Raw genomic sequence first — 13,103 nt, 5'->3', positions numbered from 1 at the left:
ACTAAACCAATGAAAAAATTACCAGTAACCGTTTTAAGTGGTTTTCTTGGGGCAGGAAAAACCACATTATTAAATCATATTTTACATAATAAAGAAGGATTAAAAGTGGCTGTTATCGTTAACGATATGAGTGAAGTTAATGTTGATGCTCAATTTATAGAAAACGAAAACACACTTTCTAGAACGGAAGAGAAACTCGTTGAAATGTCTAATGGTTGTATCTGTTGTACATTACGAGAAGATTTAATGGTTGAAGTAGAAAAGCTTGCCGCTCAAAAGAAATTCGATTACTTAATTATTGAAAGTACAGGTATTAGTGAGCCAATTCCAGTTGCCCAAACTTTTTCTTTTGAAAGTGAAGATGGTACAATTGACTTAAGTCGATTTAGCTATATCGATACTATGGTAACCGTAGTAGATGCTTTTAACTTTTTGAAAGATTTTTCAAGCTCTGATTATTTAGTAACTAGAGAACTTACCAATATTGATGGAGATGACAGGACTATTGTAAACCTTTTAACAGATCAAATAGAGTTTGCTAATATTATTCTTATCAATAAAACAGATTTAGTTTCAAAAGAAAGTTTAGAAGAATTAAAAGCTATTATTCATAGTTTAAATCCAGAAGCAAAAATCATAACAACTAGTCAATCAAATGTAAACTTAAACGAAGTTATCAATACGAATTTATTTGATTATGAGAAAGCTGAAGCTTCAGCAGGTTGGATTAAAGAATTAGAAAACGAACATGTTCCTGAAACGGAAGAATACGGAATCGGTTCTTTTGTTTTTAGAAGTACAAAGCCTTTTCATCCGCAGCGTTTTTTAGCATATTTAAATGAAAAATTTCCACAGAATGTTATCCGAAGTAAAGGATTATTTTGGTTAGCTTCGCGAAGAAATCAAGCTTTAATTTGGAGTTCTGCCGGAGGTTCTTGTAAAGCAGATAGCGCTGGTGTTTGGTGGGCAAGTATGCCATTTTCTGAACGAATTAATTATGCAGCTTTTACTGAAAACAGAGCTCAAATAGAAGAAAATTGGGATACCGATTTTGGCGATAGGAAAACAGAACTTGTTTTTATCGGACAACAACTTGAAAGAGAAGAAATGATTTCCGACTTACAAGACTGTTTACTTACCAACGACGAAGTTGAATTATGGAAAAATCATTTGTTTACTCAAGAAGATCGTTGGCCAATAGAAAGCTTATAATAAGTTTACAAGTAGTATATGATTAAAACCGAAAATCTTACTTTTCAATATCAAAAGTATAATCATACATTTAGTTTTCCTGATATCAATTTAGAACAAAACGAAGATTTATTAATTCTTGGTAAATCTGGTATCGGGAAAACTACTTTTCTTCATTTATTAGCAGGCTTACTAAAACCTCAACAAGGAAAAGTAATTATTGCTAATACAGATATTAACCTTTTATCTAACAATAAATTAGATCAATTTAGAGGTAAAAATATTGGTCTTGTTTTCCAACAAAAACACGCTATAACTTCTTTAAGTGTTTTAAAAAACATGCAAGCACGAGTGTTTTTTAGCCAATCTAAAGTTTCAACAGAAGAAATAGTCAATTTGTTAAATCAATTAGAAATTGGCGATCTTAAAAACAAGAATGTAAATGAATTAAGTGAGGGGCAATTACAGCGATTAAGCATTGCTATGTCTGTAATTCATAAACCTAAAATTTTATTAGCAGACGAACCTACATCTAGTTTAGATGATGATACTTGTAAAATAGTAATCAACCTACTAAAAGAACAAGCAAAACAAACAGGAGCTAATTTAATTGTAATCACTCACGACCAAAGAATTAAACCATATTTCCAAAATCAAATTACTTTATAATGAATATTTGGAAAATTACATTACAAAATATAAAATCTAAACCTCTTTACACTTTCTTAAGTGTTTTTACACTTGCTCTAAGTGTTGGTTTATTATTAGGAATTCAGCAATTAAAATCATCGTTTAAACATCAAATTGAAAAGAATTTAGCGGGTATAGATTTAGTTGTTGGTGCTAAAGGAAGTCCTTTACAATTGGTTTTAGCTTCTGTCTTACATCTTGATAATCCTACAGGGAACATCTCTTACAAAGACGCAAAGAAAATTGGTAAAAACCCTTTAATAAAAACAGCAGTTCCTATTTCCTATGGAGACAATTACAAAGGATACAGAATTGTTGGTACAACTGATGATTTTTTAAAATTATATAAAGCCGAATTAGAAAAAGGCACCACTACAAAAAAGAGTTTAGAAGTAGTTATTGGCGCTACAATTGCTGAAAAACTAAAACTTTCAATTGGTGATACTTTCTTGAGTTCTCATGGTTTAATAGAAAATGAAATTGATGTTCACAACGAAGTATTTACTGTTGTTGGAATATTAAAACCAACATACCAAGCTATTGATCGATTAATAATTACCAAATTAGAAAGTATTTGGGATGCACATGACCATCACGATCATGAAGAAGGCGAACATGATGAACATAAAGGTCATGAAATAGATGATCAACACAACGAACACGATCATGAAGAACATCATGAAACTGACCTCGAAGACCATGAGCATGAATCTTCTCAAGAAGACAAACAGGTAACTTCTTTATTAATTTCATTTAAAAATCCTGTTGCACTTTTAACAATGCCAAGAAAAATAAATGAAAGTACCAACATGCAAGCTGCTTTACCTAAATACGAACTTGATAAACTTTACAGTTATACAGGAATAGGTTTTAAAACCATTAATTGGATTGCTTATCTTATTCTTATCATTTCAGGAATGATCATTTTTATCAGTTTATATAAAATGGTTAAAGAAAGAGCTTTCGATTTAGCACTTTTACGAACTTTTGGTGCAAGTAATTTTCAGTTGATAAAAATGATGGTTTACGAAGGTCTTGTAATCGCATTAACTGCTTTTATTTCAGGTGTTTTATTAATTAAAATACTTTTAAAATTTGTGTTTGTTTTTGCAGAGTCTGGATATCAACAAGGAATTTTAAAAGCACTTTCTTTTAATGATATTTTCTCTATCGGTATAGTAATTGTTAGTTTTGTATTCGTAGCAATAGCATTAGCCATATATCCTATTGTTACTATGAACGTATCTAAAATTTTATCTAATGAGAAATAGCATTGTTTTCCTAACCTTCTTTTTTATTAGTTTATTTTCTTTCGGACAACAGAAAATAACTTGGGATGATTTAGCTAAAGTTACCTTTACTGAAAAATTCTATCCGAAGTACAATGATAAATTCTTACACCCTAAGTTTTCAGAATCAGTTAAGAATTTAGAAGGTAAAGTAATAACAATAAGTGGTTATTTTTTAAACTTAGATCCTAACGGAAAAATTTATATTTTATCGAAAGGACCAATGGCTTCTTGTTTCTTTTGTGGTGTTGGCGGACCAGAAACTGCTGTAGAATTAGTTTTTGACAAAAAACTGGAATTTAAAACAGACGACATTGTAACTGTAACTGGAACATTGAGCCTAAATGATTCTGATGTAGAACATTTCAATTACATTCTGAGTGATTGTACAGTTAAAACTAAAGAATAAATTGAATCAACTAAATAAACAATATATCATAATGAGATTTTTCTACGTGTTTTGCTTTTTAATAGCATTTACTTCATGCAAACAAAAAGAGCAACATCTCACTAAAATAACTGCAAAAACCATTGCAGTTGACAGTACTTTTCGAGGCAATGCAGACATTAATGATGCTGTTTTACCATATAAAAAACAACTTGTAGAAGAAATGCAAAAAGTACTAAGTTATACACCAAAAGATTTAGTGAAAAACGATGGTGCTATGCAGAGTTCTCTTGGAAATTTAATGGCCGATTTAACTTTTGAATTAAGTAATCCTATCTATAAAAAGTTAACTAGCAAAACGATAGATTTTGCCTTATTAAACAATGGAGGAATACGTTCTATTATTACCAAAGGGAATATCACAAAAGAAGACGCTTTTAAATTAATGCCTTTTGAAAACGAACTTGTTGTAGTTGAATTAACCGGTGATAAAATGGTTGAATTCATTTCCTACTTCTTGAAAAATAAAAAAGCACATCCTTTGTCTAAAAACGTAGAAGCTGTTATTAAAGGCGATACATGTGATTTAAAAATTAATGGAGAAAAATTTGATCCAAGTAAAACCTATACCGTGGTTACTACAGATTATTTACAAAGCGGAGGAGATCGAATGAACTTCTTGAAGAATCCTAAGAAACTAACAAAGTTAGGTTACAAGCTAAGAACAGCTATTATTGATTATTTTAAAAAGACAGATACGATTCGTACTACAATTGATAACCGTGTAATTATTAAGTAATGAAAAGAAGAAATTTTATTAAACAAGTAGGAGGAGCTTCTGCATTAGCTATGGTAGGTGGATTAACGTTACCTGCATTTACTGAAAAAAAGCAACGTCATATTACCATTTTACACACCAATGACACACACAGCCATATTGAACCTTTTAAACCTAGTCATAGAAGATATGCCAATCAAGGTGGTGTTGCTAGAAGAGCGACATTAGTAGAGCAAATTCGTAAAGAAAATCCTAATACACTTCTTTTAGATGCTGGTGATATTTTTCAAGGAACGCCTTACTTCAATTACTTTGGTGGAGAAATTGAATTTAAGCTAATGAGTATGTTAAAATACGACGTAGCTACCTTAGGAAATCATGATTTTGACAATTCAATTGATGGTTTTTACAAACAATTACCAAATGCAAAATTTGATTTTGTTTGTGCAAATTACGATTTTAAAAACACGGTATTAGATACTCATGTAAAACCTTATAAAATCTTAATTAAAGATGGAATTAAAATAGGAATATTTGGTTTAGGTATTGAGTTAGAAGGATTAGTAAATAAGCAATTATACAAGGAAACTAAATACTTAAATCCAGTAGAAATTGCGCAAGACATTACGAACGAATTAAAGAACGAACAAAAATGTGATTTAGTCATATGTCTTTCTCACTTAGGTTATTATTACAAGAATAACCCTGATAAAATCTCTGATCTTAATTTAGCAAAGGTTACTAAAAATATCGATCTTATTATTGGTGGGCATACACATACTTTTTTACCAAAACCAACTATTGTGAAAAACATGGATGATAAAAACATGTTGATCAATCAAGTTGGTGCTTATGGTGTTAATGTTGGTCGAGTAGATTTCTATTTTGATGAAGATTTAAATAAAACCTCAACAGGAACTACAATTTTAGTGTAAATTTCTTATTACTTGTTGTTAACGCAACTTTGTTGCAATTTTGGTCTTTTTTCATATATTTGAATCTGAGGAAAAGGTTCAAAAGGCTTTGCCTATAATGAAATCAGCATTCAAATGAGGTCTACATTAGCAATTTTATTAATAATAATTACAGCTTCTTGTAATAGAATTAAGCCAGAAACTAGAGTTTTAGTAAAATCTGATCAAGATTCTATTTTAGTGGTTGATATACCTAAAGCAGGTTGTCATAATTGCCAAAAAGTTGTCGAAGGTGGATTGAAAAACTTTAAAGGAGTTAAACAAACTATTCTTAATTTACATAGTAAACAGGTTTCAATAGTGTATAATCCTAAGGAAACAACAACATCAGTTTTAAAAACTGAAGTAAATTCTTTAGCTGGTAAAATTCCTTGTAAATAGTTCATGATATGAAAAGAATATTACACATCGGTTTTTTACTCGTAGGAATTACTTTTAGTTTTTCTTCTTTTTCACATCCTTTAAAAGTAACGGCATCACTTATTGAGTACGATGAAAATCAAAAAAACATTCGAGTAGAATGTAAAGTTTTTGTTGATGATTTTTTACAGAGTATCGGTAGACCAATGAATGTAAACAGTTTAAACAAAAAAGACATTACCGATATCGAAAGTTACTTTAATGAATATTATATAATTAAGATTAAAGGGAAAAAATTCACTTTCAAATACGATAGTTCTTATTTCGAAAAAGCTTTTAATGTATTAACTATTAAATTTTCTGAAAGTAGTTTCACTGTAAATAAAGGAGATAATATAGATGTGAAAAACGCCTTATTATTTGATGTTTTTGGCTTTTTACAATCCAACAGAATGGAACTTAGATTTCCTCCATTTTTTCAATCAAAATACTTCGAAACTACTAAAGTTGAAGATTCTTACACTTATACTTTTTAACACATAACCAAATGGATAATTTTACCACTTTTTTTAATAGCGGTTGGCATCATATTGTAGATATTAACGCTTATGATCATCTTTTATTTGTAATGACACTTTGTGCTGCTTTTAAGCTTAAAGAGTGGAAACAAATTTTAGTTATCATAACGGCTTTTACTATAGGGCATAGTATTACATTAATTATAAGTGCTCTTGGATATATTCCAGATAATCCAAAAGTTATCGACTTACTTATTCCTTTTACAATAATGATCACTGCCATTAGTAACATTAAAAACTATGGTAAACAAGGTACATTTTCAAACAAAAATGTAAAATACATTATTGCTTTAATTTTTGGATTAATTCACGGTTTAGCTTTTGCATCTAACTTTAAAGTGATGATGTTTAATAGCAGTGTTATTAAGCCTTTATTTGCTTTTAACTTAGGAATAGAAGTTGGTCAGTTATTTATTGTAGCCATTTTTACTGCCATGTTGTTTGTATATACCAAATTACTAAAGGGCGAACACCTTAAATGGAATATTTTCGTTTCTGGTGCTGGTTTTGGTATTGCTGCTACTATATTTATTGGAGCACTTTCTTAATTTTCATATCATATAAAAAGACAATAATATTAGTTTTTCATTGTTTCTTATTTTTGTGAAACCTGTGTTTACACAATTGCAAAAAGAAACAATCAATTACTACTATGAAAAAAATATATTATCTATTATTAATTCCGTTTTTAATTTCGAGCTGTCAAAAGGAGAAGCAAAAGTTTGACATCAGTTCTTATGTTAAGTTAAACATAGAAAAATTCGAATATCAAGGAAAAATGCTCGAGTTCGTAAATGCAGAATTGACTAATATTAACGATAGTATTAGTTTAAAAATAAATAAAACTCCAAGACGATACGAATATTTACTTACCAATAGAATTGCTATAGATTCTGTTTCAAAAGTTTTACCTGATAGCGTAAAAGCTCATACTATTTTCAACTCTTTATTGAAAGGGAAGAAATTTCAACAGTACTTTTATGAAACTTTTTATAATGATAAAAGGCAAGATTTTACTAAAGAAGAGCTTATGGTAATTGCGTCTAGATTCTTTTTATCTGAAAAAAAAGGAGACGTATATAGCACTAAAATTTGTGTTGGAATAAACGGATTAAATGAACATTCATTAAAAAATAAAGATTTCACTTTATTAGAAGCGATCGTTTACGAGGCAATTTTCCAACGCCTTATGAATGAAAATTTACAAGCTCCTGAATTTATGAATAACTTGGAGAAACATCGTGCTAAAGCTATTGCTTCTATTCATCAGAATGTAAAAGATTCTCTTTTACATGTAAAACAACTTGTATATACTGCAATGGAACATGATAAAGCTTTAGAAAACCATCTTTTAAACTACATTAAAGAAAACAATAATAATATTGCTATAAACATCAAATAAAACTCTTTAAACAGCCTTAAAACAGTTTTCTTTTACCTACATGTAGGGATTGATTTCATTATAGATAAGAACAATCTTTATAGTCTCATTATTTTAAAAAACAAAAAAATGAAACTATTTGAATTCAAAGAAAACGAAGTTTTAACACCAGAATTACTTATTCACGACTTAGATAAGCTTCAAAAAATTATAGATAGTCCAGAGTTTTCAACTTTTGGTTTGCCTGAAAGTAGAGGAGCTGTATCGTATAAAAAAGGAGTAGAACATGTTACCGAGCTTGATTTAGAAAATCAGTTTATTGCTTTTCAGTTATCAAACAAAGCTGACGGTCCTGCTATATTAGAATCTTCAGAAGTTACTTCATCTATAAAAGGAACTTCAGACGAACCAGATGTTTTAATGAATCTAGAAATGCAATCATTTCATATTGCAAATAATATAGACATCGATAAAAATTCTAGAGCAACAATGCGAATTAATATCGGAAAAGATAAAGATTCTACAGATCGATATTTCGATACCGCTTTTTGGAGTATCGCAGCTGGTTTAGATCTTTATAACAAAGCGAAAGAAAAACCTGCTGAACCAAAGGATTTAAAAACTGATTTTAAACAAGCTTTCGGAAACCGACCTATTGAAATTCCTGGTGGATTAGCAAATTTAAATTTTGAAGTAGTAAAACATCGTGAACCTAAATGGTGGCAACGAATTTTTAAGTTTTTACAATCAGATAGTGGACAAACATTAACTTCAACATTAGGTTTTCCTGCAATTACAAATAATGCCATCAACATGATTGATGAATTACTGAATCGTTTAGACAAATCGGAACCAGAAATATTATTTAAAAGCAGACCTTTACGTTTAGCCTTATCTGAAAAAGCTAAGTTAGATTACACTGGTGGAAGTCAGCGAATAAAGATAGGTTCGTTATCTCCTGGTTTTTGTGTATTAGCAAAAGGAAAGGATTTTAATACGTTTATTAATTCTAATGCTTTTTACTATCCTACTTACGGAAAATTAGTTCCGTCTAATGTTTCAAATGCAGATTTAGTTACAGGAAATTACGACGATCCGTTTAAAGATGTAACGTATTCTATTTTTCGTGTAGGGATGAAACAATCTAAACTCGATCCAAACTTCAATTTTTCTTAAGTTAAAATCGTTTACATTCATGATCGTTTTAAATACATTTATACCTAAATATCAGATTCTTATAACTATAAGTTAATATTCCGATTGTATTTTTAAGTAATTTAATTTCATATTAATAATCAATCTTAAAAAACACGTATGGAAACACAAACGCAAACACCTGTAGTAGCTCCAGTTGGAACACAACAACACGCCCCCGTAGTTGCCAAATTAAAGCAAATTCTTTCTGAAGATGTAAGAATGTATGCTGCTTTAGAAGCTTCATTAACTATCGCTTCAACTGAAGCAAAAGAGAGATTAAATTCTGATTTATATCATGCAATTAATAATGTTTTTCAAGGAAATGGATGGCCTAAAACAGTAGAGGCTTACTTAGATTATTTAGATTTATATGTTCGTTTAGTACCAAACGAAAGTAACGATCCTAATTATCCGAATGCTTGGAAAAGTAACGATCAGCAAAATGGTTATAATCAAAAGGTATACGATTTATTATGTCAGTCGTACTGGTTAATAGATCAAAAAGTTCCTGGTACTGAATTAACAATGCAAAGTTTCGAAAAATTTGCTAATTGGTTAGTAGATTTCGCTCAAGCTTGGGGTACTTTCTTAGATACTGAAGATTCTTTAACTAAAGAAAGTTTACAATCGTTTAAATACGATACAATGTATAACTTCCCGTTATATGCTAAAAACGAAAAAACTTGGAAAACATTCAACGAATTCTTTTACAGAGAATTTAATGATGCAGATCCAGAAACAGGAAGAAGTCCATTACGTCCAATTACATCTCCAGAAGATAATACGGTTATAACTTCACCTGCAGATTGTACTTACAAGCAATTTTATCCTATCGATAGTAACGGAAATGTTTTAGATGAAAAAGGTACTGAAACTAAAGTATCTTTAAAAGGAACTCATACTATTGGAACTGTTGATCAACTTTTAGAATTCAGCAAGTATAGTGAAGATTTTTACGGAGGAACATTTGTACACTATTTCTTAAGTCCTTTCGATTATCACCGTTTCCATACACCAGTAAGTGGAGAGATTTTAGAAATTATTCCTGTACAAGGGCAAGTATTTTTAAATGTAGAACTACAAGAAAACGGACAATGGGATGCTCCTGATGGTGCAGAAGATGGTTACGAATTTAACCAAGCAAGAGGAATTGTAATTATGGATGCAGGACCAGAAGTTGGTAAAGTAGCTATTTTACCAATCGGAATGTGTCAGGTTTCTGGTGTTGATATGTATACTGAATTACAAGGAAAAACTGTTGTAAAAGGACAAGAATTTGGTAAATTCAGATTTGGAGGATCAGATATTATTATGTTATTCCAAAAGCCAGCAGTAGATATTTACATGTATAAATATGATCCTGGACATATGCCAATTCATTTCCAATACGGACAAGCTTCTGTTTTATTCAATAAATAAAATAGCACATCATATAAATTTAAAAAGAAGGTCGAATGACCTTCTTTTTTTATGCTATGTACTCTCAAAAACATTTTTTGATAGTGTTTTCAATGGTTTCAGAGGTAACAGAATAAAGATTTATCATGTCTTTTGCTAAAAAGAATTCAAACAAAAGACATATGAAGTCAGCAATTAAAAAATGGATATTAGGAGTTTTTATTATTGTTTTAGCAATCGCCTTTAGCACTTACCTGTATTATCGCTCAGAGATCGATCACGTTTTAGGAGGAAATACAGAAATTGTAAACACATCTCAATTCAAATCAATTTCAGGAAAATTAGCCATCACTAATGTGAATATACTAAGTACAGATTCACAAACTATGATTCCGAATCAGACCGTTTTAGTAGAAGGCAAAAAAATCATTGCAATTCATGCTGATAGTATTCCTGTAACTAAAGATTTTCATCTAATCGATGGTCGCAATAAATATTTAATTCCTGGATTAATTGATTCTCATGTGCATTTAAAGAAAAGTAAAAATGATCTGCTTTTGTACCTCGTAAACGGAATTACTCATATAGGAGAAATGACAGGAATGGATGAACATTTTGAATATCAAAAAGAAATTGATGCTGGCGCATTAGGTCCGAATATTTACATCGTTTCTCCAAAAGTTAGTAGTCAAGAAGGTATGAGAGCTAACTTTAGAAGTTGGATGGAACGACGTCATCAAAATTACACCACTATAAAAGCTGTAAGAAAAGCTGTTCATTACTATAAAAACAAAGGTTATAAAGCTATCAAACTAAGCTCGGATCTTAATAAAGAAAGTTACTATGCACTTCTTGATGAAGCTAAAAAAATCAATATTCCTGTAATCGGACATTTACCTGTGCCTATAACATTAGATGAACTTTATACTTCTGGTCAATCACAATTATCGCATGTAGAATCGATTACATACGCATCTATGTTAAGCTACGGACGAATTACATCTAAAAACGCAGATGCTTTCCTAAAACATCTAGAAGAAAATGTAGATCAAATTGCTAAGCAATTAAAAAAGAATAATATTACAATATCTACTACAGTTGCTTCAAATAAAAGTGTGGTAAAACAAGCTTTTCACTTAGCAGACTATCTTAAAACTATTGCTTTAGAATATCAAAATCCAGGTTGGATTGAAGGTTCATCTATTTCAAAAGGATGGCTTCCTGGAAACAATTCATATGAATACTCTAGTAATCTTACGGAACAACAAAAAACTGAAGTTAATGCCTATTTGAAAACGTTTGTACAAGCTCTAGATATCGTTACAAAAGCATTAGTGCAAAATAATGTAGTAATTACAGCTGGTACAGATGCAAACGGAGCAGCTGGAGCTGTTCCTGGTTTTTCATTACACGAAGAACTGGTTACGCTTAGTGAAATTGGTTTAACCAATGCCCAAATCTTACAAGCTACAACATCAGCAACTGCAGATTGGATGAGTGAAAACACTGGAATAATTGAAATTAACTACAGAGCTGATTTAGTACTTCTGAATAAAAATCCACTAGAAAATATAAAACATACACAAAATATTGAAGCTGTAATCGCAAATGGAAAATATCTCAATCGGCTGGTATTAAACAACATCTTACAAGCTGTAAAAGATGCAAATGATAGAAGTAGAAAAATAAATATTGATGCTTATTTAAAATAGACATATGAGAACTAAAAAAATTATCAAAAGAACACTTTCAACTATTTTTTTATTACTAATCTTCTTTTTCGTTTATCTCGCTGTCCCAAAGGTTAGTAATCCAGATCCAGAGTTTCAAACGGAATTAACTTACGGAAAACCTCTTCCTGAAAAGATTCAAAATATTCTGACTCCAAAAAAGAAACCATCAAGAACGCGATCGATAGTTATTCTGAAAAATGAAAAGATTATTTATGAATATGGTCCTACAGATAAAATCATGAATACAGCATCTATTCGAAAATCCATTTTAGGTCTATTATACGGAATTGCCGTTGACAAAGGTTTGATCAACATTGACAAGACACTAGAAGAGCTAAATATCGACGAAATTGTACCTTTAACAAAGCAAGAAAAAACGGCTACAATAAAAGACTTGTTAATGTTTAAATCTGGTGTATTTCTACCTTCACAAGGAGAACATGATTCACAGATAACAGATAGACCCAAAAGAGAGAGTCATGCTCCAGGAACTTACTTTTTCTCAAATAATTTCGATGCAAATGCTTTAGGAACCATTTTTACACAAGAAACTAAAATGTCTATTGGAAGTTTTATGGAAAAATATTTAGCAAAACCTATGGGTTTACAAGATTTTTCTGAAAACAATGTGATTATTGGCGCTCCATGGTTTTATCCTAAAAAACCTACAAAACACAAACAATATTATCTGTTTTTAAGTACAAGAGATTTAGCTAGAATTGGTGCAATGGTTGCTAACGAAGGTCTTTGGAATGGAAAACAAATCGTATCTAAAACATGGATTGAAAAAAGTATAACCTCGCACAGTAACTTAAAAGAAAACCATATTAATTATGGTCGTTATGATGGTTTTGGTTATCAATGGTGGATTGATTCTAGTACAGAAACAGTATGGTCTGACGGCTATGGAGAACGTTTCTTAATGATAAACCCAAAACAAAACTTAGTACTTACCGAACAAAATTTCACAGGTAATTCGTTGTTAACAACTGGACTTTGGTTAAAAAACAGAAACATGGACTCTGGCATAAAAAGCTTAATAAAAGCTCACAAAATGATTGTACAGCAAAAGTAAAGTGCATGTGTTTTCTAAAAAAATGAAATAATTTCCTCTACGCAAAAAGAATGCGTAATAAGCCTGTAATC

The 13,103-nt window shown here is 30.4% G+C and carries 14 protein-coding genes; all 14 read left to right on the top strand.

Features of this window, described 5'->3' with window-relative positions; translation table 11 throughout:
• Positions 1–9: 9 nt before the first annotated feature.
• On the top strand, positions 10–1,212 hold the full coding sequence (locus Q1A15_RS04435; protein ID WP_299619373.1) for a GTP-binding protein: 1,203 nt from the start codon (positions 10–12) through the stop codon (positions 1,210–1,212).
• Between the two features lie 18 nt (positions 1,213–1,230).
• Complete coding sequence (locus Q1A15_RS04430; protein WP_299619370.1) at positions 1,231–1,860, top strand: ATP-binding cassette domain-containing protein; 630 nt, start codon at positions 1,231–1,233, stop codon at positions 1,858–1,860.
• Positions 1,860–3,152 carry an ABC transporter permease gene (locus Q1A15_RS04425; protein ID WP_299619367.1) on the top strand — a complete coding sequence of 431 codons (1,293 nt, stop codon included), beginning with the start codon at positions 1,860–1,862 and terminating at the stop codon, positions 3,150–3,152. Before Q1A15_RS04430 ends, Q1A15_RS04425 begins: the two co-directional genes overlap by 1 nt.
• Positions 3,142–3,579, top strand: coding sequence for a hypothetical protein (locus Q1A15_RS04420; RefSeq protein ID WP_299619364.1), 438 nt, complete (start codon positions 3,142–3,144; stop codon positions 3,577–3,579). The genes Q1A15_RS04425 and Q1A15_RS04420 overlap by 11 nt, the downstream gene beginning before the upstream one ends.
• A gap of 31 nt (positions 3,580–3,610) precedes the next feature.
• Positions 3,611–4,357: a 5'-nucleotidase gene (locus tag Q1A15_RS04415; RefSeq protein ID WP_299619361.1), complete on the top strand. Its 747-nt coding sequence runs from the start codon at positions 3,611–3,613 to the stop codon at positions 4,355–4,357.
• Positions 4,357–5,271 carry a metallophosphatase gene (locus Q1A15_RS04410; protein WP_299619358.1) on the top strand — a complete coding sequence of 305 codons (915 nt, stop codon included), beginning with the start codon at positions 4,357–4,359 and terminating at the stop codon, positions 5,269–5,271. The genes Q1A15_RS04415 and Q1A15_RS04410 overlap by 1 nt, the downstream gene beginning before the upstream one ends.
• Before the next feature lie 114 nt (positions 5,272–5,385).
• Positions 5,386–5,691, top strand: a complete 306-nt coding sequence (locus Q1A15_RS04405) for a heavy-metal-associated domain-containing protein (protein WP_299619356.1) — start codon at positions 5,386–5,388, stop codon at positions 5,689–5,691.
• Between the two features lie 8 nt (positions 5,692–5,699).
• Positions 5,700–6,206: a DUF6702 family protein gene (locus tag Q1A15_RS04400; RefSeq protein WP_299619353.1), complete on the top strand. Its 507-nt coding sequence runs from the start codon at positions 5,700–5,702 to the stop codon at positions 6,204–6,206.
• Between the two features lie 11 nt (positions 6,207–6,217).
• Complete coding sequence (locus tag Q1A15_RS04395) at positions 6,218–6,796, top strand: HupE/UreJ family protein (protein WP_299619350.1); 579 nt, start codon at positions 6,218–6,220, stop codon at positions 6,794–6,796.
• Positions 6,797–6,900: 104 nt separating this feature from the next.
• Positions 6,901–7,650 carry a hypothetical protein gene (locus tag Q1A15_RS04390; RefSeq protein WP_299619347.1) on the top strand — a complete coding sequence of 250 codons (750 nt, stop codon included), beginning with the start codon at positions 6,901–6,903 and terminating at the stop codon, positions 7,648–7,650.
• A gap of 108 nt (positions 7,651–7,758) precedes the next feature.
• A complete protein-coding gene (locus Q1A15_RS04385) occupies positions 7,759–8,805 on the top strand; it encodes a hypothetical protein (protein WP_299619344.1) in 1,047 nt (348 codons plus the stop codon).
• 138 nt (positions 8,806–8,943) lie between these two features.
• Entirely contained in the window at positions 8,944–10,245 is a 1,302-nt protein-coding gene (locus tag Q1A15_RS04380) for a phosphatidylserine decarboxylase (RefSeq protein WP_299619341.1), read from the top strand.
• A 161-nt stretch (positions 10,246–10,406) separates the two neighbouring features.
• Positions 10,407–11,936, top strand: a complete 1,530-nt coding sequence (locus Q1A15_RS04375) for an amidohydrolase family protein (RefSeq protein WP_299619338.1) — start codon at positions 10,407–10,409, stop codon at positions 11,934–11,936.
• Between the two features lie 4 nt (positions 11,937–11,940).
• Complete coding sequence (locus Q1A15_RS04370; protein ID WP_299619335.1) at positions 11,941–13,032, top strand: serine hydrolase; 1,092 nt, start codon at positions 11,941–11,943, stop codon at positions 13,030–13,032.
• The last annotated feature ends 71 nt before the right edge of the window (positions 13,033–13,103 follow it).

Source organism: uncultured Tenacibaculum sp. (assembly GCF_947495995.1).
Taxonomy (GTDB): domain Bacteria; phylum Bacteroidota; class Bacteroidia; order Flavobacteriales; family Flavobacteriaceae; genus Polaribacter.
The sequence above is the reverse complement of the archived record's forward strand: the minus strand, read 5'-3'. Positions and strand labels throughout refer to the sequence as shown.

Bases quoted from the DNA above. Each gene is read 5' to 3' on its own strand.
- Q1A15_RS04390 (WP_299619347.1), top strand. From the start codon at position 6,901: ATGAAAAAAATATATTATCTATTATTAATTCCGTTTTTAATTTCGAGC.
- Q1A15_RS04400 (WP_299619353.1), top strand. From the start codon at position 5,700: ATGAAAAGAATATTACACATCGGTTTTTTACTCGTAGGAATTACTTTT.
- Q1A15_RS04420 (WP_299619364.1), top strand. From the start codon at position 3,142: ATGAGAAATAGCATTGTTTTCCTAACCTTCTTTTTTATTAGTTTATTT.
- Q1A15_RS04435 (WP_299619373.1), top strand. From the start codon at position 10: ATGAAAAAATTACCAGTAACCGTTTTAAGTGGTTTTCTTGGGGCAGGA.
- Q1A15_RS04375 (WP_299619338.1), top strand. From the start codon at position 10,407: ATGAAGTCAGCAATTAAAAAATGGATATTAGGAGTTTTTATTATTGTT.
- Q1A15_RS04380 (WP_299619341.1), top strand. From the start codon at position 8,944: ATGGAAACACAAACGCAAACACCTGTAGTAGCTCCAGTTGGAACACAA.
- Q1A15_RS04410 (WP_299619358.1), top strand. From the start codon at position 4,357: ATGAAAAGAAGAAATTTTATTAAACAAGTAGGAGGAGCTTCTGCATTA.
- Q1A15_RS04425 (WP_299619367.1), top strand. From the start codon at position 1,860: ATGAATATTTGGAAAATTACATTACAAAATATAAAATCTAAACCTCTT.
- Q1A15_RS04395 (WP_299619350.1), top strand. From the start codon at position 6,218: ATGGATAATTTTACCACTTTTTTTAATAGCGGTTGGCATCATATTGTA.
- Q1A15_RS04370 (WP_299619335.1), top strand. From the start codon at position 11,941: ATGAGAACTAAAAAAATTATCAAAAGAACACTTTCAACTATTTTTTTA.
- Q1A15_RS04430 (WP_299619370.1), top strand. From the start codon at position 1,231: ATGATTAAAACCGAAAATCTTACTTTTCAATATCAAAAGTATAATCAT.
- Q1A15_RS04405 (WP_299619356.1), top strand. From the start codon at position 5,386: ATGAGGTCTACATTAGCAATTTTATTAATAATAATTACAGCTTCTTGT.
- Q1A15_RS04415 (WP_299619361.1), top strand. From the start codon at position 3,611: ATGAGATTTTTCTACGTGTTTTGCTTTTTAATAGCATTTACTTCATGC.
- Q1A15_RS04385 (WP_299619344.1), top strand. From the start codon at position 7,759: ATGAAACTATTTGAATTCAAAGAAAACGAAGTTTTAACACCAGAATTA.